General features: G+C 63.2%; 20 protein-coding genes and 1 riboswitch. Of the genes, 16 read left to right on the top strand and 4 right to left on the bottom strand.

All coding sequences use genetic code 11. The features are described 5' to 3' along the window. Window positions 1-31 precede the first annotated feature (31 nt). Window positions 32-1,000 (bottom strand): CDF family Co(II)/Ni(II) efflux transporter DmeF, encoded by a 969-nt coding sequence (gene dmeF / locus ACOWVD_RS11580; protein WP_325994888.1) that lies wholly within the window; start codon window positions 998-1,000, stop codon window positions 32-34. A gap of 78 nt (window positions 1,001-1,078) precedes the next feature. Here dmeF and ACOWVD_RS11575 point away from each other — a divergent pair, with 78 nt between their 5' ends. Next, on the top strand, window positions 1,079-1,354 hold the full coding sequence (locus tag ACOWVD_RS11575; protein ID WP_004939805.1) for a metal/formaldehyde-sensitive transcriptional repressor: 276 nt from the start codon (window positions 1,079-1,081) through the stop codon (window positions 1,352-1,354). A gap of 2 nt (window positions 1,355-1,356) precedes the next feature. Beyond that, window positions 1,357-1,758 carry a YkvA family protein gene (locus tag ACOWVD_RS11570; protein ID WP_004939804.1) on the top strand — a complete coding sequence of 134 codons (402 nt, stop codon included), beginning with the start codon at window positions 1,357-1,359 and terminating at the stop codon, window positions 1,756-1,758. Between the two features lie 4 nt (window positions 1,759-1,762). Here the strand turns inward: ACOWVD_RS11570 and bioA are convergent, their stop codons facing one another. Further along, window positions 1,763-3,037 (bottom strand): adenosylmethionine--8-amino-7-oxononanoate transaminase, encoded by a 1,275-nt coding sequence (gene bioA, locus ACOWVD_RS11565; RefSeq protein ID WP_049242121.1) that lies wholly within the window; start codon window positions 3,035-3,037, stop codon window positions 1,763-1,765. An 88-nt stretch (window positions 3,038-3,125) separates the two neighbouring features. Between bioA and bioB the strand changes: the two genes are divergently transcribed. The 4 genes from bioB to bioD are packed head-to-tail and all read left to right on the top strand — an operon-like array spanning window position 3,126 to window position 6,732. Then, the gene (gene bioB, locus ACOWVD_RS11560; RefSeq protein WP_025160023.1) at window positions 3,126-4,163 is read left to right on the top strand and encodes a biotin synthase BioB; all 1,038 of its coding nucleotides are present in this window, start codon (window positions 3,126-3,128) and stop codon (window positions 4,161-4,163) included. Next, window positions 4,163-5,314 carry an 8-amino-7-oxononanoate synthase gene (bioF, locus tag ACOWVD_RS11555; protein ID WP_164095990.1) on the top strand — a complete coding sequence of 384 codons (1,152 nt, stop codon included), beginning with the start codon at window positions 4,163-4,165 and terminating at the stop codon, window positions 5,312-5,314. Before bioB ends, bioF begins: the two co-directional genes overlap by 1 nt. Beyond that, a complete protein-coding gene (gene bioC / locus ACOWVD_RS11550; RefSeq protein ID WP_274864753.1) occupies window positions 5,298-6,065 on the top strand; it encodes a malonyl-ACP O-methyltransferase BioC in 768 nt (255 codons plus the stop codon). Before bioF ends, bioC begins: the two co-directional genes overlap by 17 nt. Beyond that, complete coding sequence (gene bioD, locus ACOWVD_RS11545; RefSeq protein ID WP_049242124.1) at window positions 6,058-6,732, top strand: dethiobiotin synthase; 675 nt, start codon at window positions 6,058-6,060, stop codon at window positions 6,730-6,732. The genes bioC and bioD overlap by 8 nt, the downstream gene beginning before the upstream one ends. Before the next feature lie 26 nt (window positions 6,733-6,758). Here the strand turns inward: bioD and ACOWVD_RS11540 are convergent, their stop codons facing one another. After that, window positions 6,759-7,481 (bottom strand): ATP-binding cassette domain-containing protein, encoded by a 723-nt coding sequence (locus tag ACOWVD_RS11540; RefSeq protein WP_197798582.1) that lies wholly within the window; start codon window positions 7,479-7,481, stop codon window positions 6,759-6,761. Between the two features lie 454 nt (window positions 7,482-7,935). On the opposite strand from ACOWVD_RS11540, the gene ACOWVD_RS11535 reads away from it, so the two are divergent. The 3 genes from ACOWVD_RS11535 to ACOWVD_RS11525 all read left to right on the top strand — a co-directional run bounded on the left by ACOWVD_RS11535 (window position 7,936) and on the right by ACOWVD_RS11525 (window position 10,969). After that, window positions 7,936-8,058 (top strand): hypothetical protein, encoded by a 123-nt coding sequence (locus ACOWVD_RS11535; protein WP_254925154.1) that lies wholly within the window; start codon window positions 7,936-7,938, stop codon window positions 8,056-8,058. 531 nt (window positions 8,059-8,589) lie between these two features. Further along, window positions 8,590-10,602, top strand: a complete 2,013-nt coding sequence (gene uvrB / locus ACOWVD_RS11530) for an excinuclease ABC subunit UvrB (RefSeq protein ID WP_004939786.1) — start codon at window positions 8,590-8,592, stop codon at window positions 10,600-10,602. Window positions 10,603-10,702: 100 nt separating this feature from the next. Then, window positions 10,703-10,969 carry a VF530 family DNA-binding protein gene (locus tag ACOWVD_RS11525; RefSeq protein WP_004939783.1) on the top strand — a complete coding sequence of 89 codons (267 nt, stop codon included), beginning with the start codon at window positions 10,703-10,705 and terminating at the stop codon, window positions 10,967-10,969. A gap of 6 nt (window positions 10,970-10,975) precedes the next feature. Here ACOWVD_RS11525 and ACOWVD_RS11520 read toward each other — a convergent pair whose 3' ends face one another. Further along, window positions 10,976-11,893: a gluconeogenesis factor YvcK family protein gene (locus ACOWVD_RS11520; RefSeq protein ID WP_004939781.1), complete on the bottom strand. Its 918-nt coding sequence runs from the start codon at window positions 11,891-11,893 to the stop codon at window positions 10,976-10,978. Window positions 11,894-12,153: 260 nt separating this feature from the next. After that, window positions 12,154-12,298, top strand: a riboswitch (molybdenum cofactor riboswitch). Between ACOWVD_RS11520 and moaA the strand changes: the two genes are divergently transcribed. The 7 genes from moaA to ACOWVD_RS11485 form a co-directional block, all read left to right on the top strand. Further along, entirely contained in the window at window positions 12,285-13,271 is a 987-nt protein-coding gene (gene moaA / locus ACOWVD_RS11515; RefSeq protein ID WP_312425415.1) for a GTP 3',8-cyclase MoaA, read from the top strand. Its footprint overlaps the riboswitch before it by 14 nt. Window positions 13,272-13,295: 24 nt before the next feature. Continuing rightward, window positions 13,296-13,811: a molybdenum cofactor biosynthesis protein B gene (moaB, locus tag ACOWVD_RS11510; RefSeq protein WP_021503999.1), complete on the top strand. Its 516-nt coding sequence runs from the start codon at window positions 13,296-13,298 to the stop codon at window positions 13,809-13,811. A gap of 3 nt (window positions 13,812-13,814) precedes the next feature. Next, the gene (gene moaC / locus ACOWVD_RS11505; RefSeq protein ID WP_004939770.1) at window positions 13,815-14,294 is read left to right on the top strand and encodes a cyclic pyranopterin monophosphate synthase MoaC; all 480 of its coding nucleotides are present in this window, start codon (window positions 13,815-13,817) and stop codon (window positions 14,292-14,294) included. Continuing rightward, the gene (gene moaD / locus ACOWVD_RS11500; RefSeq protein ID WP_004939768.1) at window positions 14,291-14,536 is read left to right on the top strand and encodes a molybdopterin synthase sulfur carrier subunit; all 246 of its coding nucleotides are present in this window, start codon (window positions 14,291-14,293) and stop codon (window positions 14,534-14,536) included. Before moaC ends, moaD begins: the two co-directional genes overlap by 4 nt. A 2-nt stretch (window positions 14,537-14,538) precedes the next feature. After that, the gene (gene moaE, locus ACOWVD_RS11495) at window positions 14,539-15,006 is read left to right on the top strand and encodes a molybdopterin synthase catalytic subunit MoaE (protein ID WP_033633871.1); all 468 of its coding nucleotides are present in this window, start codon (window positions 14,539-14,541) and stop codon (window positions 15,004-15,006) included. A gap of 130 nt (window positions 15,007-15,136) precedes the next feature. Continuing rightward, window positions 15,137-15,847 (top strand): Bax inhibitor-1/YccA family protein, encoded by a 711-nt coding sequence (locus ACOWVD_RS11490; protein ID WP_004939761.1) that lies wholly within the window; start codon window positions 15,137-15,139, stop codon window positions 15,845-15,847. A gap of 277 nt (window positions 15,848-16,124) precedes the next feature. Continuing rightward, window positions 16,125-19,684 (top strand): PAAR domain-containing protein (locus ACOWVD_RS11485; protein ID WP_421130393.1); only part of this gene is annotated, 3,560 nt, incomplete at its 3' end.

The following is a 19,684-nucleotide window of genomic DNA, read 5'->3' as shown; positions in this document are numbered from 1 at the left end:
ATGACTCCCAGTTGCGATAAAAGCAGAGCCCTTAAGCTAGATCTTTTCGGTGGAACAATACAACCCCTTGCGCCAACGGTGGGCGGTTGATCTCGACGGTAACATGCACCAGTTCGGGATGCGCGGCCAACAGTTGGCGCACCCGATCGGCGGTGAGGGCGCGATCGGCGCTGCTCAGGGCGAGGACGCAATGATATTTTCCTTTACCGATGCGGCCTAAATGCAAATCGGTCAGCGTGAGTGGGTGGCCGGAGGTGGCCAGGGTCTGAAGTATCTCTTGCGCCACGGGGGCGTCCATTTCGGCATCCAGCAAAATCTTCCCGCTATCGCGCATCAGGCTATAGGCCCAGGCGGCAACCATCATCGCGCCGACGATGCCCATCAACGGATCGAGCCAGGCGGCGCCCCAAAGCTTGCCGCCGAACAGCGCGACGAGGGCCAACACCGAGGTGGCGGCGTCGGCGATGACGTGGATATAGGCGGAGCGCAGGTTGAGGTCATGATGATGGTCATCGTGGTGATCCCCGTGGTGGTGATGGTGGCCGCCCCCGCGCAACAGCCAGGCGCAAAGCAGATTGACGGCCAGCCCGATCGTACCGATGGCGATGGCTTCGTTGTAATGAATCGGGCTGGGATTCAGCAGCCGCTGCGCTGACTGAAACAGCATCAGCGCAGCCACCAGCACCAACAACACCGCGCTGGTGTAACCGGCCAGCACTTCTATCTTCCAGGTGCCGAGGCTGAAGCGGCGATCCTTGGCCAACCGGCGTGCGGCGCCGTAAGCCAGCAGCGACAAGCCCAGAGCCAGCGCATGCGAGCTCATGTGCCAGCCGTCGGCCAGCAATGCCATCGAGTTAAACAGCCAGCCCCCGGCGATCTCGATGACCATCATACTGGCGGTGAGTATCACCGCCCATCTGGTGTTTCTTTCGGCCAATGGGTTACCATCGTCAAAAACGTGGCTGTGCTCGCGGTGCAAAGCGGGCGTATGAGACGTCATGGTGAAGTTCCTCAGCAAAAGGTAGTGTGCTGAAATATACTATACCCCAGTATAGTAAATAACAATCAGGCGGAAATAATGAGCCATACCCTCAGAGATCAAAAGAAGCTGTTGGCGCGGGTGCGCCGCATTAAAGGGCAGGCCGAAGCGCTGGAGCGCGCGCTGGAGAGCGGCGGCGAATGTTCTGCTGTGCTGCAGCAGATCGCGGCGGTGCGCGGCGCGGTCAACGGTTTAATGGCGCAGGTGCTGGAAGGGCATGTGCGCGAACATCTGGCTGCCGCAGACGCTACGCCGCAGCAGCGCGAGCAGGACATCGAGCAATTGATGACCGTTTTACGTTCTTATATGAAGTAATCATGATTTCACTGAAAAAACGCACGCCGTGGTTCGGCTGGCTGCGCCGTTGGGCCAAAGGCATCAAGCGCGATATTTACGCGCTGTGGCTGGCCGCCCGTGATAAGCGCACCCCGTGGTACGCCAAGCTGATCGCACTGCTGGTGGCCGGCTATGCGATCTCGCCGATCGATCTGATCCCGGACTTCATTCCGGTATTGGGCTATCTGGACGACGTGATTATCGTACCGTTGGGCATCATGCTGGCGGTGCGCCTGATCCCCAAGCCGCTGATGGCCGAGCTGCGCGAGAAGGCGCAACAGCGCGTCGACAACCCCACCGGCCGCATGGCGGCGGCGATGATCATTTTACTCTGGCTGCTGTGCCTGGGATTGCTGGCCCGCTATCTCGACCAGCATTGGTAAGGCATTAACGCGCGGCGGCAGCCACGGCGGCGGTCAGGCGGCTGAGCTGGTCCGCTTCGATGATGTAAGGCGGCATCAGGTAAATCAGCTTGCCGAACGGCCGGATCCACACCCCGCGCTCGACGAACCCGCGCTGCAGCTCGGCGACATCCACCGGTTCGCGCATCTCCACCACCCCAATCGCCCCCAGCACCCGCACGTCCGCCACCTTCGGCAGCGCCGCCAACGGCAGCAGTTCTTGCTTCAGCTGGGCTTCGATGGCGCTCACCTGCGCCTGCCAGCGATTTTCCGCCAGCAGCGCCAGGCTGGCGTCCGCTACCGCGCAGGCCAGCGGGTTGCCCATAAAGGTTGGCCCGTGCATAAAGCAGCCGGCCGCGCCGTTGCTGATGGTCTCCGCCACGTGGCGGGTGGTCAGGGTGGCGGACAGGGTCATGTAACCGCCGGTCAGCGCCTTGCCCAGGCAGAGAATGTCCGGCACCACCTGCGCGTGTTCGCAGGCGAACAGCTTGCCGGTGCGGCCGAAGCCGGTGGCGATCTCGTCGGCGATCAGCAGCACCTGATGACGATCGCACAGCTCGCGCACCCGCTTGAGGTAGGTTGGGTGGTAGATGCGCATGCCGCCGGCGCCTTGCACCACCGGTTCCAGGATCACCGCCGCCACTTCACCGGCGTGCTGCTCCAGCAGCGCGGCGAACGGCGCAATGTCTTCTTCGCGCCATTCCTCGTCGAAGCGGCACTGCGGCGCGGTGGCGAACAGGTGCGGCGCCAGATAGCCCTGATAGAGGCTGTGCATCGAGTTGTCCGGATCGCAGACCGACATCGCGCCGAAGGTATCGCCGTGATAGCCGTGGCGCAGAGTGAGGATGCGCTGCCGGCGCTCGCCGCGCGCCTGCCAGTACTGCAGCGCCATCTTCAGTGACACTTCCACCGCCACCGAACCTGAATCTGCCAGGAACACGCACTGCAGCGCTTCCGGCGTCATCGCCACCAGCCGACGGCACAGCGAGATGGCGGCCGGATGGGTGATGCCGCCGAACATCACGTGCGACATCTTCTCCAACTGCTGGCTGGCGGCCTGATTCAGACTCGGATGGTTGTAACCGTGGATCGCCGCCCACCAGGAGGACATGCCGTCCACCAGGCGCCGGCCATCCGCCAGCTGCAGCTCGACGCCGCTGGCCGACTCGATCGGGTAACAGGGCAATGGGCGGCTCATGGAGGTGTAGGGGTGCCAGATATGACGTTGGTCAAACGCCAGGTCGGAAGCGGTGACAGACATACTTGTAAACCAAATTGAATTAAGATTGGTTGACAGTATATCCACAATATTTAAACTGGCGACACTTTTTCGTTTTGGAGACGCCATGATGGCCGACCGCATTCACTGGACAGTAGGGCAAGCCCAGGCCCTGTTTGATAAACCGCTGCTGGAACTGCTGTTCGAAGCGCAAACCGTACACCGTCAGCACTTCGACCCGCGTCAGGTGCAGGTCAGCACGCTGCTGTCGATCAAAACCGGCGCTTGCCCGGAAGACTGTAAATACTGCCCGCAAAGCTCGCGCTACAAGACCGGCCTGGAGTCGGAGCGGCTGATGCAGGTCGAGCAGGTGCTGGAATCGGCGCGCAAAGCTAAAGCGAACGGCTCGACCCGTTTTTGCATGGGCGCGGCGTGGAAGAACCCGCACGAGCGCGATATGCCTTATCTGCAGCAGATGGTGCAGGGCGTGAAAGCGATGGGCATGGAAACCTGCATGACGCTGGGCACGCTTGACGGTACTCAGGCCGAGCGGTTGGCGGAGGCCGGGCTGGATTATTACAACCATAACCTCGACACCTCGCCGGAGTTCTACGGCAGCATCATCACCACCCGCAGCTACCAGGAACGCCTGGATACGCTCGACAAAGTGCGCGACGCCGGCATCAAAGTGTGCTCCGGCGGCATCGTCGGGCTGGGTGAAACGGTGCGCGACCGCGCCGGGCTACTGGTGCAGCTAGCCAACCTGCCGAAACCGCCGGAGAGCGTGCCGATCAACATGCTGGTGAAGGTGAAAGGCACGCCGCTGGCGGATAACGATGACGTCGATCCGTTTGATTTCATCCGCACTATCGCGGTGGCGCGCATCATGATGCCGGCCTCTTATGTCCGTCTCTCCGCCGGCCGCGAACAGATGAACGAACAGACGCAGGCGATGTGCTTCATGGCCGGCGCCAACTCCATCTTCTACGGCTGCAAGCTGCTGACCACGCCGAATCCGGAAGAAGACAAAGACCTGCAGCTGTTCCGCAAGCTGGGATTGAACCCGCAGCAGACCGCCACCGAACACGGCGACAACCAGCAACAGCAGGTGCTGGCCAAGCAACTGCTGAACGCCGATACCGCCGAGTTTTACAACGCGGCGCCGTGATGAGCTGGCAGCAACGCATCGAGCAGGCGCTGGCAGAGCGGCGCCTCAACGCCGCCTACCGCCGGAGACAGACCACCGAGGGTGGCAACGGCCGCCAGATCCGGCTTGGCGATCGTCTCTACCTGAACTTCTCCGGTAACGACTACCTGGGGCTGAGCCAGGATGCGCGGGTGATCGCCGCCTGGCAGCAGGGCGCGCAGCGTTACGGCGTCGGCAGCGGCGGTTCGGGCCACGTCACCGGCTTTAGCGCGGCGCATCAGGCGCTGGAAGAGCAACTGGCGACGTGGCTCGGCTATCCGCGCGCGCTGCTGTTCATCTCCGGTTACGCCGCCAACCAGGCGGTGCTGGCGGCGTTGATGCAGAAGGGCGATCGCATTTTGGCCGATCGCCTCAGCCATGCCTCGCTGCTGGAGGCGGCGGCTCAGTCGCCGGCCGAGCTGCGCCGCTTCCAGCACAATCAGCCGCAGGCGCTGGCGGATCTGCTGGCCAAACCCTGCGACGGGCAGCGGCTGGCGGTGACCGAAGGGGTGTTCAGCATGGACGGCGACGGCGCACCGTTGGCGGAGCTGCATCGCCTAACCCGCGCGGCGGGCGCCTGGCTGATGGTGGACGATGCCCACGGCGTCGGCGTGCGCGGCGAGCAAGGCCGCGGCAGCTGCTGGCAGCAGGGCGTGCGCCCTGAACTGCTGGTGGCGACCTTCGGCAAGGCGTTCGGCGTCAGCGGCGCGGCAGTGCTGTGCGATGAGGCGACCGCCGAGTATCTGCTGCAGTTCGCTCGCCATCTGATCTACAGCACCGCGATGCCGCCGGCGCAGGCCTGCGCGCTGCAGGCGGCGCTGGCCTGCATTCGAGAGGGCGATGAACTTCGCGCCCGGCTGCAGGACAACATCCGGCGTTTCCGCCAGGGCGCGGCGCCGCTGGCGCTGACCCTGACGGATTCCGACACCGCCATCCAGCCGCTGCTGGTGGGGGACAATCAGCGTGCGCTCGATCTGGCGACCCGTCTGCGCGAGCGCGGATTGTGGGTGAGCGCCATTCGTCCGCCAACGGTGCCGCCGGGCGGCGCGCGGCTGCGCATTACCCTGACGGCGGCGCATCAGCCGCAGGATATCGATCGCCTGCTGGAGGTATTGCATGACGTCAGCCAATGACACAGTGAACAAACAGGCGGTCGCCTCGGCCTTCAGCCGCGCGGCCGGCAGCTACGACGCCGCCGCCGCGCTGCAGCGTGACGTTGGCGAGCGCTTACTGGGGATGGGGAGTTCCCACCCGGGCGAACGGCTGCTGGATGCCGGCTGCGGCACCGGCTATTTCAGCCGTCTGTGGCGCGAGCGCGGCAAGCAGGTGACGGCGCTCGATCTGGCGCCGGGGATGTTGGCATTCGCCCGCCAGCAACAGGCGGCGCACCATTATCTGCTGGGCGATATCGAGCAGGTGCCGTTGCCCGACGCGGCGATGGACATCTGTTTCAGCAGCCTGGTGGTGCAGTGGTGCAGCGATCTGCCCGCAGCGTTGGCGGAGCTGTATCGCGTGACCCGGCCCGGCGGCGTGATCCTGTTCTCCACGCTGGCGGCGGGCTCGCTGCAGGAATTGGGGGACGCCTGGCAACAGGTGGACGGCGAACGTCACGTGAACGCCTTCCTGCCGCTGGCGCAGATCTGCGCCGCCTGCGCCGACTATCGACACGAGCTGGTGACGGAGCTGCGCACCCTGAATTACCCGGACGTGATGACGCTGATGCGTTCGCTCAAGGGCATCGGGGCGACGCATCTGCACCAGGGACGCGAGGGCGGCCTGATGTCGCGCGGCCGCCTCGCCGCGCTGCAGGCGGCTTACCCGTGCCGGCAGGGGCAGTTCCCGCTCAGCTATCATCTGGCTTATGGAGTGATTTATCGTGATTAAACGTTGGTTCGTGACCGGCACCGACACCGAGGTCGGGAAAACTGTCGCCAGCAGCGCCTTGCTGCAGGCCGCCAATCTGGCGGGCTACCGCAGCGCCGGCTATAAGCCGGTGGCTTCCGGCAGCGAGATGACCGCCGAGGGGCTGCGCAACGGCGACGCGCTGGCGCTGCAGGCCAACAGCAGCGTGGCGCTGGGGTACGACGAAGTGAACCCTTACGTTTTTGCCGAACCGACTTCGCCGCATATCGTTAGCGCCGATGAAGGCCGGCCGATAGACGCAGCGCGGCTGTCCGACGGCCTGCGCCGGCTGGAACAGCGCGCCGACTGGGTATTGGTCGAGGGCGCCGGCGGGTGGTTTACTCCGCTGTCGGCGCAGTACACCTTCGCCGACTGGGTGCAGCAGGAGCAACTGCCGGTGATCCTGGTGGTGGGCATCAAACTGGGCTGCATCAACCATGCGGTATTGACGGCGCAGGCGGTGCAACAGGCGGGGCTGACGCTGGCCGGTTGGATCGCCAACGACGTGGCGCCGCCGGGGCGGCGGCATCAGGAATACCTGGCCACGCTGCGCCGCATGCTGCCGGCGCCGCTGCTGGGTGAAATCCCGCACCTGCCGCAGGCCGAACGAGCGCCGCTGGGGCAGTATCTGGATATCAGCCTGTTATAAACTCTCAATGAGGGAGCCTTACTCCCTCATCCTCCGTCCTGTCCCGCCAGCCCGGCGCCGATCAGCGCCTCATCCAGCTGCGTCAGCGCGCCGTGCGCCACGGTGCGCCCGCTATCGAGCAGACAAAAGCGGTCCGCCACCCGGCGCACGAACGGCAGCTGATGTTCTACCAGCAAAATGGTCATGCCCAATTCATAGTTTAGCCTGCGGATCACGTTGCCGATGTCGGCGGCGATCGAGGGAGGCGCGCCCGCCGTGGGTTCGTCGAGGATCAGCAGCGCCGGTTCCTGGGCCAACGCACGGCCGATCGCCAACTGGCGCTGGGCGCCTGCGCACAGATCGCCGGCGCGGCGGGTACGCATCTGGCGCAAATTGGGAAACAGGCTGTAGATCAGCGGCGGAATGCGGCGAGGGGCGCCGCGCACGGCCATCTGCGCCACCTGCAGATTCTCTTCCACGCTCAGCTGCGAGAAGAGTTGCCGCCCTTGCGGGACGTGGCTGATGCCGAGTGCGGCGCGGCGCTCCATCGGTTGCAGCAGTAGGTTTTGCGGCGGCTGATCCCCCGGCTGCCAGGTCATGCTGCCGCTCACTACCGGCAAATGCCCCATGATGCAGTTGACCAGCGTGGTCTTGCCCACGCCGTTGCGCCCGAGCAGCACGGTGCACTGGCCGCGCGGCAGCTCCAGGTTGATGTCCCACAGGGTGTGGTTTTGACCGTAGAATTGATTGACCGATCTCAGGCTCAGCATTTGGCATTCTCCTCATAGACGCTCGTTTCACTCGTTGGCGGGGGACAGCAAAGGCCGCATGCGCGGCGAATTTCCCGAGTGTGGCAATGTCTGGAACAAGATGCCGTCCGTCCGATGAGCCAGAGCAAGGTCTGCGGTGGACGGAATGACAGTCAATATGTCGTTAAAAACGACGCTTGTGACGACTTGGTGTCGTTCTTGCGCTTTTACTGGCGATAGCACCGCGAGGGGTACACGCTGCGGCTGGCAGCGCATCACGCCGCCGCACCGCATTGATACGCAGGAAGATAAAGCAACTCCCAGGCCAATTTTGTCGCCGGGTGAAAACGGGAGGTTGTTATCGCCTTGTTAACCGCTAATCAGGCCTGACGCGCTCTGCCGCGGCGGCCTGAAAATACGCCGGGAAGTTAACCCGGACGTTTTTTGCACTCTTGTGGTGCTCTGCGGTGAGGGCATGGTGCAAGGCATTGCGCCGCCGTCAAGCGCGATCCGCGAGAAAGGGGCCGATGCGATTTTGGCAATGGGGATTTTTAGTATTAATCGGCATAAACAAAGCGATATTTTTATGAAAAAATAACTAAAAAAGCCATTTTGGCGAGTGTAAAGGGCGAAAAGCTTTCTTTCTGTAACTCCCGCCCCGGGCGGGGCGGTGAGAGTTATCCACTATTCCTGTGGATAACCTTGTGCATTAGATTTAGAAAAACGCTGTAAAGCGAGAGCGGACGCGGGTTCTGTTCGCTTTGCCCGCATTCTCGTCTTTTTATTAAAAATGTTATATATCAATAGATTAATTAAAATCAAGACACAAGGGTATTGATCAGGTCTCTATGTATGATTTTTCGACGCGGTGCTATCAATAAGTTAATTTTCGGCAAGTTCTGGGGATAAATCTGTTATTGACAATAAAAATGTCACCCGGCTGTAACCTCACGGTGCAACGGCATCGCCGCCGTGCCGGGCGCAGCGACGAATCCGCTTGAAGCTGGTTTTATATCCAGTATCATGGGCACTGGCGCAAATCGCCGACACTTTCCATAATTAGGGGCCATATCCGGCGCAGAGCCGGCTGGCCGCCTGAGCGCGCGCATCTCCACAGGGTAGCCGAGCAATGAGTAAACTTTTCAAACTGCATTCCGAGTTCAAACCGGCCGGCGATCAGCCGGAAGCCATCCGCAAGCTGGAAGAGGGGCTGGAAGACGGCCTGGCGCACCAGACGCTGCTGGGGGTCACCGGTTCGGGCAAAACATTCACCATCGCCAACGTGATAGCCGATCTGAATCGGCCGACCATGGTGCTGGCGCCGAACAAGACGCTGGCGGCGCAGCTGTACGGCGAGATGAAAGCGTTTTTCCCGGAGAATGCGGTGGAATACTTCGTCTCCTACTACGACTACTACCAGCCGGAAGCCTACGTGCCCAGCTCCGACACCTTCATTGAAAAAGACGCTTCGGTGAACGAGCACATCGAGCAGATGCGTCTTTCCGCCACCAAGGCGTTGCTGGAGCGGCGCGACGTGGTGGTGGTGGCGTCGGTATCGGCGATCTACGGCCTGGGCGATCCGGATCTTTACCTGAAGATGATGCTGCACCTGACCCAGGGAATGATCATCGATCAGCGCTCCATTTTGCGCCGCCTGGCGGAGCTGCAGTATTCCCGCAACGATCAGGCTTTCCAGCGCGCCACCTTCCGCGTGCGCGGCGAGGTGATCGACATCTTCCCGGCGGAATCGGACGAGCTGGCGCTGCGCGTCGAGCTGTTCGACGAAGAAGTGGAACGGCTGTCGCTGTTCGATCCGCTGACCGGGCAGATTGAGCAGGTGGTGCCGCGTTTTACCATTTACCCGAAGTCGCACTACGTGACGCCGCGCGAGCGGATCATGCAGGCGATGGAAGAGATCAAGGTCGATCTGGCGGACCGCCGCAAGGTGCTGCTGGCCAACAACAAGCTGCTGGAAGAGCAACGCCTGACGCAGCGCACCCAGTTCGATCTGGAGATGATGAACGAGCTGGGCTACTGCTCGGGCATCGAAAACTACTCGCGCTACCTTTCCGGGCGTGCCGAGGGCGAGCCGCCGCCGACGCTGTTCGACTACCTGCCGGCGGACGGCCTGCTGGTGGTCGACGAATCCCACGTCACCATTCCGCAGATCGGCGCGATGTTCAAAGGCGACCGCGCGCGCAAGGAAACGCTGGTGGAGTACGGCTTCCGTCTGCCGTCGGCGCTGGACAACCGCCCGCTGCGCTTCGAGGAGTTCGAGGCGCTGGCGCCGCAGACCATCTATGTTTCCGCCACGCCGGGCAAATATGAGCTGGAGAAATCCGGCGGCGATCTGATCGATCAGGTGGTGAGGCCGACCGGGCTGCTGGATCCGATCGTGGAAGTGCGGCCGGTCGCTACTCAGGTGGACGATCTGCTCTCCGAGATCCGCAAGCGCGCGGCGATCAACGAGCGCGTGCTGGTGACCACCCTGACCAAACGCATGGCGGAAGACCTGACCGAATACCTGGAAGAGCATGGCGAGCGCGTGCGCTACCTGCACTCGGATATCGATACCGTGGAGCGGGTCGAAATCATCCGTGACCTGCGTCTGGGCGAGTTTGACGTGCTGGTGGGCATCAACCTGCTGCGTGAGGGCCTCGACATGCCTGAGGTGTCGCTGGTGGCGATTCTGGACGCCGACAAGGAAGGCTTCCTGCGTTCCGAGCGTTCACTGATCCAGACCATCGGCCGCGCGGCGCGTAACCTGAACGGCAAGGCGATCCTGTATGGCGATCGCATCACCGATTCGATGGCCAAGGCGATCGGTGAAACCGAGCGGCGCCGCGCCAAGCAGCAGGCCTATAACGAAGCCAACGGCATCGTGCCGCAGGGGCTGAACAAGAAGATCGGCGATATTCTGCAGATCGGTCAGCCGGTCAACCGCGCCAAGGGGAAAGGCAGGAGCAAGGCGGCGGACGGTGGCGCTCAGCTGCAGAACCTCACGCCGAAAGCGCTGGATCAGAAAATCCGCGATCTGGAGGCGCAGATGTACACCCATGCGCAGAACCTGGAGTTCGAGCAGGCGGCTGCGCTGCGCGACGAAATCCACCAGCTGCGCGAGCAGTTCATCGCGATTTCCTGACCGTTGGACGGCGCCCGCGCTGTGGGCGTCAAAATTCCTTGTCGGCCGCGTCAAAGCTGTTATGGTGTGCGGCCCGATTTGACCACGAAGAGTACCGAACATGAGCCAACACCAGTCTAAAGACCCGCTGCACGGCGTGACGCTGGAGCAACTGCTGAATAAACTGGTGGATCACTACGGTTGGTCCGAACTGGGCGCGCGCATTCGCATCAACTGTTTCCGCAGCGATCCGAGCATCAAGTCCAGTCTGAAGTTTTTGCGTCGCACGCCCTGGGCGCGCAAAGAGGTGGAAGATCTGTATATCGATATGGTCAGCCATCCCGCCCCGGCCAGCGATAACCCCTGGCTGCGCGGGCGCGACGGCTAAATTCGGTCAGCGGCGGGCAGCCAGCTCCACCAGCGCGTGATCCAGCGCCTGGCGCAGCAGCTGGCGATCGTGGCGGTAGGGGATGTCGCTCGCTTCCAGCGGCTGTTGAATCACCACCCGATCCTGCACTTCACTGGTGTCCACCGCCGGGCCGACAATCAGCGCATCGATCATCCGGCGGCCGATCTTCTCTTCCATCAGCGTTAGCTTATCCTTTAACGACAGTGCCGCGGCGGCCACGCTCAGTTCGCGGCCGAGGTTGCCGATATAGATCATGCTGGCGCTGCTGCGGCGCAGCGCCTGGGTGAGATCGTCCAGCAGCAGCAGCGGCATCAGGCTGGTGAGGAAACTGCCCGGCCCGATCAGGATCACGTCGGCTTGCGCGATGGCGTCCAGCGCTTCGCGCGTGGCGTTGACCGGGGGCGACAGCATCAGCTCCTGCGGCATAAGAGTCAGTTGGTCAACATTCACTTCACCGTAAACATGGTTGCCTTCGTGATCGTGCGCCATCAAATCCACCGGCTGTTCCGACATCGGAATCAACGCCGCGTCCACCTTCAACAGGCTGCGCACCAGATTGATCGCTTCCAGCGGGCGCACGCTCAGGTGATCCAGCGCTTTCAGCATCAGGTTGCCCAGGTTATGGCCGGCCAGTTCGCCGTTGCCGCTGAAGCGGTATTCGAACATCGCCGAGGCGACGCTCGGCTCGGTGATCAGCTGGTTGAGGCAGTTGCGGGTATCGCCCCAGGCAATGCCGCCTTCCGAACGGCGGATGCGGCCGGTGGAACCGCCGTTGTCGGTGGTGGTGACGATGCCGGTCAGGCGGGAGCCTAAGGACGACAGGGCCGACATCACACGGCCCAGACCGTGTCCGCCGCCCAATGCCACCACGCGGTCGAGATCGGCCAGGGTACGATTACGCATAAATTTCCTTACAAAGGGGCTGAACTGCCCGCATAAGGTAGCGGATCCGGCATAAAAACGCGATAAAGAGTGTCATTTGCGTGATTCTGGTCAATTCGTCCACGCAAGCGATGTTTATCATGGTTTACCCGAATAGACGGCGTCTAAAAACGCTGTATAGACAATTATATAGCGAATTAACGCGTTGGCTATCGTTGCCGATTAGCGCTAGAATTCTGCTGAAAACCACGGTTTCATTCCGGCTACTCAAGGTAGCGGGAAGAGAAATCAAACTCCTAGCCCCTGCGCCTACGTTGTTCATCCGGAACGATATGGCGCCTGGGCCGTGGCGAAGTCAGCCACCAGGGTGCAGAGGGGAAACGCTCGCATCTCCCGACTTTGGAAAGGTGTTATGGTACCGCAACTCATTGATACTTATGAGCGCAAGTTCTATTACCTGCGCTTGTCGATCACCGACGTGTGCAACTTTCGTTGCACCTATTGTCTGCCCGATGGCTACAAGCCGAGCGGCAGCCCGAAAAGCTTCCTGTCGCTGGATGAAATCCGCCGCGTCAGCCGCGCGTTCGCCGAACTGGGCACCGAAAAGGTGCGCCTGACCGGCGGCGAGCCTTCGCTGCGCCGTGATTTTACCGAGATCATCGCCGCCGTGCGGGAAAACCCGGCCATCCGCACGCTGGCGGTCACCACCAACGGCTACCGTCTGGCGCGCGACGTCGCCGCCTGGCGTGACGCCGGTTTGACGGCGATCAACGTCAGCGTCGACAGCCTGGATCCCCGTCAGTTTTACGCCATCACCGGTCAGGACAAGTTCCGCCAGGTGATGGACGGCATCGACGCCGCCTTCAGCGCCGGTTTCAGCAAGGTCAAGGTCAACGCCGTGCTGATGCGCGACGTCAATCACCAGCAGCTCGGCGCCTTTCTCGCCTGGATCAAGGATCGGCCGATCCAACTGCGTTTTATCGAACTGATGGAAACCGGCGAGGGCGGCGAGCTGTTTCGCAAACACCACGTTTCCGGCGAAGTGATTCGCCGGCAGCTGGAACAGCAGGGCTGGCAGCGCCAGGCACGCGGCCGCAGCGACGGCCCGGCGCAGGTGTTCAGCCACCCGGACTACCAGGGTGAGGTGGGTCTTATCATGCCGTATGAAAAAGACTTCTGCGCCAGCTGCAACCGGCTGCGCGTTTCTTCCATCGGCAATCTGCACCTGTGCCTGTTCGGCGAGCAGGGGGTGCCCCTGCGCGATCTGCTGGCGGACGACGGCCAGCTCGATGCGCTGAAGGCGCGCATCCAGAGCGGGCTGCTGAGCAAGAAGCAGACCCATTTCCTGCATCAGGGCAACAGCGGGATCACCCAGAACCTGTCGTTTATCGGCGGCTGACAGCCAATAGGAGCTTATTGAACCATGAGCCATGCGAGCAGCGAGTTTATTGCGGCGCATATCGCCATCCTGACCGTGTCCGACAGCCGCGGCGCGGCGGAAGACACCTCCGGCCAATATCTGCAGGACGCGGCGCGGGAAGCCGGCCATCAGGTGGTGGATCGCGCCATCGTCAAAGATGACATTTACCAGATCCGCGCGCGGGTTTCCGCGTGGATTGCCGATGACAACGTGCAGGCGGTGCTGATCACCGGCGGCACCGGTTTTACCGCGCGCGACAACACGCCGGAAGCGCTGTTGCCGCTGTTCGACAGAGAGGTGGAAGGGTTCGGCGAACTGTTCCGCATGGTGTCGTACGAAGAGATCGGCACCGCGACGATCCAGTCGCGCGCGCTGGCCGGCCTGGCCAACCGCACGGTGATTTTCGCCATGCCGGGTTCCACCCGCGCCTGCCGCACCGCCTGGGAGCGGATTATCGAAGAGCAGTTGGACGCGCGCCATCGGCCGTGCAACTTCCAGCCCCATTTAAAGAAGCCCTGAGTCATGACACAGCTAACCCACATTAACGCCGCCGGCGAAGCCCATATGGTCGACGTTTCCGCCAAGGCCGAAACGGTGCGCGAGGCGCGCGCCGAAGCCTTCGTCGAGATGCTGCCCGCCACGTTGGCGATGATCGTCGACGGCAGCCATCACAAGGGCGACGTGTTCGCCACGGCGCGCATCGCCGGCATTCAGGCGGCCAAACGCACCTGGGAGCTGATCCCGCTGTGCCACCCGCTGATGCTGAGCAAAGTCGAAGTGCAGCTGGAGGCGCAAACGGAGCACAGCCGGGTGCGCATCGAAACCTGCTGCCGGCTGACCGGCAAAACCGGCGTCGAGATGGAGGCGCTGACCGCCGCCTCGGTGGCGGCATTGACCATCTATGACATGTGCAAAGCGGTACAGAAAGACATGGTGATCGGCCCGGTGCGCCTGCTGGCGAAAAGCGGCGGCAAATCCGGCGATTTTAAGGTGAACGCATGATCGATATTCTTTTCTTCGCGCAGGTGCGCGAACTGGTGGGCACCGGCGCGCTGTCGATGCCGGCGGATTACCCGACCGTCGAGGCGCTGCGCCAGGCGCTGTGTGCGCGCGGCGATCGCTGGGCGCTGGCGCTGGAGTCCGGCAAACTGCTGGCGGCGGTCAATCAGTCGCTGGTGGCGGCGGATCATCCGCTGCGCGCCGGCGATGAAGTGGCCTTCTTCCCGCCGGTCACCGGGGGGTAAGCATGGAAAACACCCGCATTCGCGTGGGCGAAGCGCCGTTCAACGTCGGCGACGAGTATCAGTGGCTGGCGCAGTGCGACGCCGACGGCGCGGTGGTGACCTTCACCGGCAAGGTGCGCAACCATAACCTTGGGGACGACGTCAGCGCGCTGACGCTGGAACACTACCCCGGCATGACCGAGAAGGCGCTGGCGGAGATCGTGGCCGAGGCGCGCAGCCGTTGGCCGCTGCAGCGCGTGACGGTGATCCACCGCGTCGGCGCGTTGTATCCCGGCGACGAGATCGTGTTCGTTGGCGTGACCGGCGCGCACCGCGGCATGGCGTTCGCCGCCAGTGAGTTCATCATGGACTACCTGAAGACCCGCGCGCCGTTCTGGAAGCGCGAAGCGACCGGCCAGGGCGATCGTTGGGTGGACGCTCGCGACAGCGATCGCGAGGCCGCGCAGCGCTGGCACGACGCGGCTAAATAACGCGTCAACAGCGGAAACAAATCAAGACCTTTGCCGCTTTCGCGCGGCCTATTCTGTGGTACGCTTATAGCAGGCGAAGCCCCGTTCGCGGGGCTTCGGAATCTTGTTTACAACGCAAAAGGTAACCGTCATGGACCGATATCCACGCTCTAATGGTTCAATCGTCGAACGTGCCAACAGCGGCATTCAGGCCTACATGGCACAGGTTTACGGCTGGATGACCTGCGGTCTGCTGCTGACGGCGTTCGTTTCCTGGTATGCGGCCAATACGCCCGCGATCCTTAACTTCATCTTCTCCAGCCAGATCACCTTCTTCGGTCTGATCATCGCCCAGTTGGCGCTGGTGTTCGTGATTTCCGGCATGGTCAACCGCCTGAGCGGCGCGGTGGCCACCTCGCTGTTCATGCTCTACTCGGCGCTGACCGGGCTGACGCTGTCGAGCATCTTCATCGCTTATACCTACAGCTCGATCGCCAGCACCTTCGTGGTCACCGCCGGCATGTTCGGCGCCATGAGCCTGTACGGCTACACCACCAAGCGCGATCTGAGCGGCTTTGGCAGCATGCTGTTCATGGCGCTGATCGGCATCGTGCTGGCCTCGTTGGTGAACATCTGGCTGAAAAGCACCGCGCTGATGTGGGCGATTACCTACATTGGGGTGGTGGTGTTCGTCGGTCTGACCGCGTACGACACGCAAAAACTCAAGGCGATGGGCGAGCAGCTGAACGCCGATGATAAAGACGGCTTCCGCAAGTACGCCATCGTCGGCGCGCTGACGCTGTATCTCGACTTCATCAACCTGTTCCTGATGTTGCTGCGCATCTTCGGCAACCGCCGCTAAATCCGTCGTCTTTCAAGCCTTAGGGTATCTGGCGATCAAAAAGCTCTGCATGTGATATGCAGAGCTTTTTTTATGCGATTATGCGATGCTTAAGCTTTCGTGAAGCAAAAGGATTTTGCATGACGCCTGATACTTCCCGCTGTATCTTTACCGAAGGCAGTGCGGTCCTACAGGAAGGTTACCTCGACCGCTCCGTCAAACGACGCGCTGCTGCAGCAGGTGCTGAACAGCTACCGGGCGGCCTAACGATGAACTCTTTGCGTAAAAGGAACTTACGATGACCGAAGCGGCTCGCGTCGGCGATACCATCGGGCATTCCCATGCCCTGGCCGGCATGATTGCCGGCACCCTTGTCGGCGGCCTGATCGCCGCCGCAGGCGCGGTGGCTGCGGGGGCGCTGTTCGTCGCCGGCCTGGCGGCTTCCTGTATCGGCGTCGGCGTGCTGCTCATCGGCGCCAGCCTGGCGGTGGGGTATCTCACCGGGGAGGCGGCCACCGCGGCGCGTGACGGCATTGCCGACGCCGGTGCCGGTAGCCTGACCCCCAAAGGCAATATCGTCACCGGCTCCCCCAACGTCTTCATCAACGGCAAACCCGCCGCGCTCGCCACCAACAGCCAGGTGGCCTGCAGCGACGACGGCCCGAGCATGCAGATGGCGCAGGGCTCCGACAAGGTCAGCATCAACGGCCAGCCCGCCTCGCGCGTGGGGGACAAAACCAACTGCGACGCGCAGGTGATGGAAGGTTCGCCCAACGTGTTTATCGGCGGCGGCACCGTCACCACCTTGCCGATCAAGCCCGAAGTGCCGGATTGGCTGTATAAGGTCTCCGATCTGACGCTGCTGTTCGCCGGCCTGGTGGGCGGCGTGGGCGGCGCCGCCGGCAAGCTGGGGGCGCTCGGCAAACTGTTGGGCAAGCTGCCTGGCATCAACAAACTGGCGCGCATCGCCTGCCGCGCCGGCACGCTGATGACCGCCACCGCCGCGGTCGGCATTATCGCCCGGCCGGTGGATATCGTCAGCGGCCAGAAATTCCTCGACGGCGAAGACGATCTCGATTTCGTGCTGCCTTCGCGCCTGCCGGTCGCCTGGCAGCGCTATTGGCGCAGCGGCAACCCCGGCGACAGCGTACTGGGCCGCGGCTGGAACCTGTTTTGGGAGAGTAGCCTGCAGCCGTATCAGGACGGCCTGGTGTGGCGTGCGCCTTCCGGCGACTTCGTCGCTTTCCCTATGGTGCCGCGCGGCCACAAAACCTACTGCGAAGCCGAAAAATGCTGGCTGATGCACAACGACGACGGCAGCTGGCAGCTGTTTGACGTCGGCGAACAGATTTTCCACTACCCGCCGCTGGCGGGCGACCAGCCGAGCCGGCTSAGCATGATCACCGACGCCATCGGCAACGCCACCTCGCTGTTTTACGACGAYGAGGGGCTGCTGAGCGAACTGGTGGACAGCGCCGGGCAGCGCCTGATGTGCCGCTATGCGCAGGGCCGCCTGCGTGMAGTGGCGCTGCAAACCGCCGACGGTGAACGRACGCTGGCGCGCTACGGTTACGATGAGCAGGGCCAACTGACGACGGTGAGCAACCGCGCCGGTGAGGTGACGCGCCGCTTTGGCTGGCGCGACGGCCTGATGATCAGCCACCAGGACGCCGCCGGGCTGCTGAACGAATACCAATGGCAAGAGATCGACGGTGTGCCGCGCGTGACGGCCTATCGCAACAGCGCCGGAGAATCCCTTGAGTTCGGCTATGACTTCGCCGGCGGGCGCCGCAGCGCGGTGCGCGGCGACGGCAAACGGGCGGAGTGGCGGCTGGATGACGACGACAACGTGGCGCAGTACACCGATTTCGACCAGCGCCGCTACGGCTTTATCTACCAACGCGGCGAACTGTGCAGCGTGCTGCTGCCCGGCGGCGCGCAGCGCCGGAGCGAATGGGATCCTTACGGCCGCCTGCTGTCGGAGACCGACCCGCTCGGCCGCGTGACGCGCTATCAATATTCGCGCAACAGCGGCCGGCTGTTCGCCGTCGCCTACCCGGACGGCAGCAGTGAGGCGCAGCATTGGGACACGCTGGGGCGCCCGACGCGCTATGTCGATGCGCTGGGCAATGCCACGCTGTACCGTTATCCGGATGACGAAGAGAGCCTGCCCGCTAGTATGATCGACGCGCTGGGCGGGGAAGTGAAGCTGGAGTGGGACGCCCGCGGCCAGCTGACGCGCTACACCGACTGTTCCGGCAGCGTGACGGCTTATACCTACGATGCGCTGGGGCAACTGACGACGCAGACCGATGCCGAAGGCCATCAGACGCGCTACCTGTGGGATAACGGCGGCCGCCTGCATACCCTGATCCACCCGGACGGCGGCGAAGAGCGCTTTAACTGGAACGCGCACGGCCAGCTGGCCGAGCATCAGGACGCGTTGGGCAGCCTGACCCGCTGGCAGTACAACGCCCTGGGGCTGCCGGTCAGCATCACCGATCGCATCAACCGCACCCGGCGCTATCACTACAGCCCGCAGGGCTGGCTGACGCGSCTGGAGAACGGCAACGGCGGCGAATACCGCTTCAGCTACGATGCGGTGGGCCGCGTGCTGACCGAAGAGCGCCCGGACGACACCCGCCACGATTATCGCTACGGCGCGGCCGGGCTGCTGGAGGAGCACCGCGAGGTCGGCYTGCCGGGCAGCGCAGGCGAGCTGACTCAGCGCGAACAGCGCTTCCGCTTCGACGAGGCSGGGCAGCTGGTCTGGCGCGGCAACGCCAGCGCKGAATGGCATTACCGTTTCGACGCCATGGGGCGGCTGCGCGAGCTGAACCGCCTGCCGACGGCGAGCGGCGCGGCGCTGGGCATCGAGCCGGACAGCGTGCAGATGCGCTATGACGCCGCCGGGCGGCTGCTCRGCGAACAGGGCGTGAACGGCGAGCTGCAATACCAGTGGGATGCGCTGGCCAACCTGCAGGCGCTGACGCTGCCGCAGGGCGATCGCCTGCAGTGGCTGTATTACGGCTCCGGCCACGCCAGCGCCATCAAATTCAACCAGCAGGTGGTGAGCGAATTCAYCCGCGATCGCCTGCACCGGGAAACCGGCCGCAGCCAGGGCGCGCTGCAGCAGCAGCGGCGTTACGAYGCYCTGGGCCGCCGYAGCTGGCAGAGCAGCGCCTTYGGCCACGAYAAAYTGACCCGGCCGGAAGACGGCGTGCTGTGGCGCGCTTATCGCTACACCGGCCGCGGCGAGCTGGCCGGGGTGAGCGACGCGCTGCGCGGCGAAGTGCACTAYGGTTACGACGCCGAAGGCCGCCTGCTGCAACACCGCGAACCCAATCAGGGYAAACCGGGCGCGCGGCTGGTGTACGATCTGGCGGATAACCTGCTGGGCGARCGCAGCCCGCAGAACGACATCGACGCGCACCTGCCGCTGGCGCCGATCGCCGACAACCGCCTGACGCACTGGCAAAAACTGTTTTACCGTTACGACGCCTGGGGCAACCTGATCAGCCGGCGCAACGGCCTGTACGAGCAGCACTACCGCTACGACGCMGACAACCGGCTGGTGCAGGCGCACGGCCGCGGCCCGCAGGGCGAGTTCGAGGCGCAGTATCATTACGACGCGCTGGGCCGCCGCAGCCGCAAAACGGTGCGCTACAAGGGCAAAACCGAACAGACGACCCGTTTCCTGTGGCAGGGYTACCGGTTGCTGCAGGAGCAGCGCGACGACGGCAGCCGCCGCAGCTGGAGCTACGATCCGGCCAGCCCGTGGAGCCCGCTGGCGGCGCTGGAGCAGGCGGGCGACAGCCGCTCGGCGGATATTTACTGGTATCACACCGATCTGAACAG

Source organism: Serratia sp. SA088 (assembly GCF_049065515.1).
GTDB classification, from domain to species: Bacteria; Pseudomonadota; Gammaproteobacteria; order Enterobacterales; family Enterobacteriaceae; genus Serratia; species Serratia nematodiphila.
The sequence above is the reverse complement of the archived record's forward strand: the minus strand, read 5'-3'. Positions and strand labels throughout refer to the sequence as shown.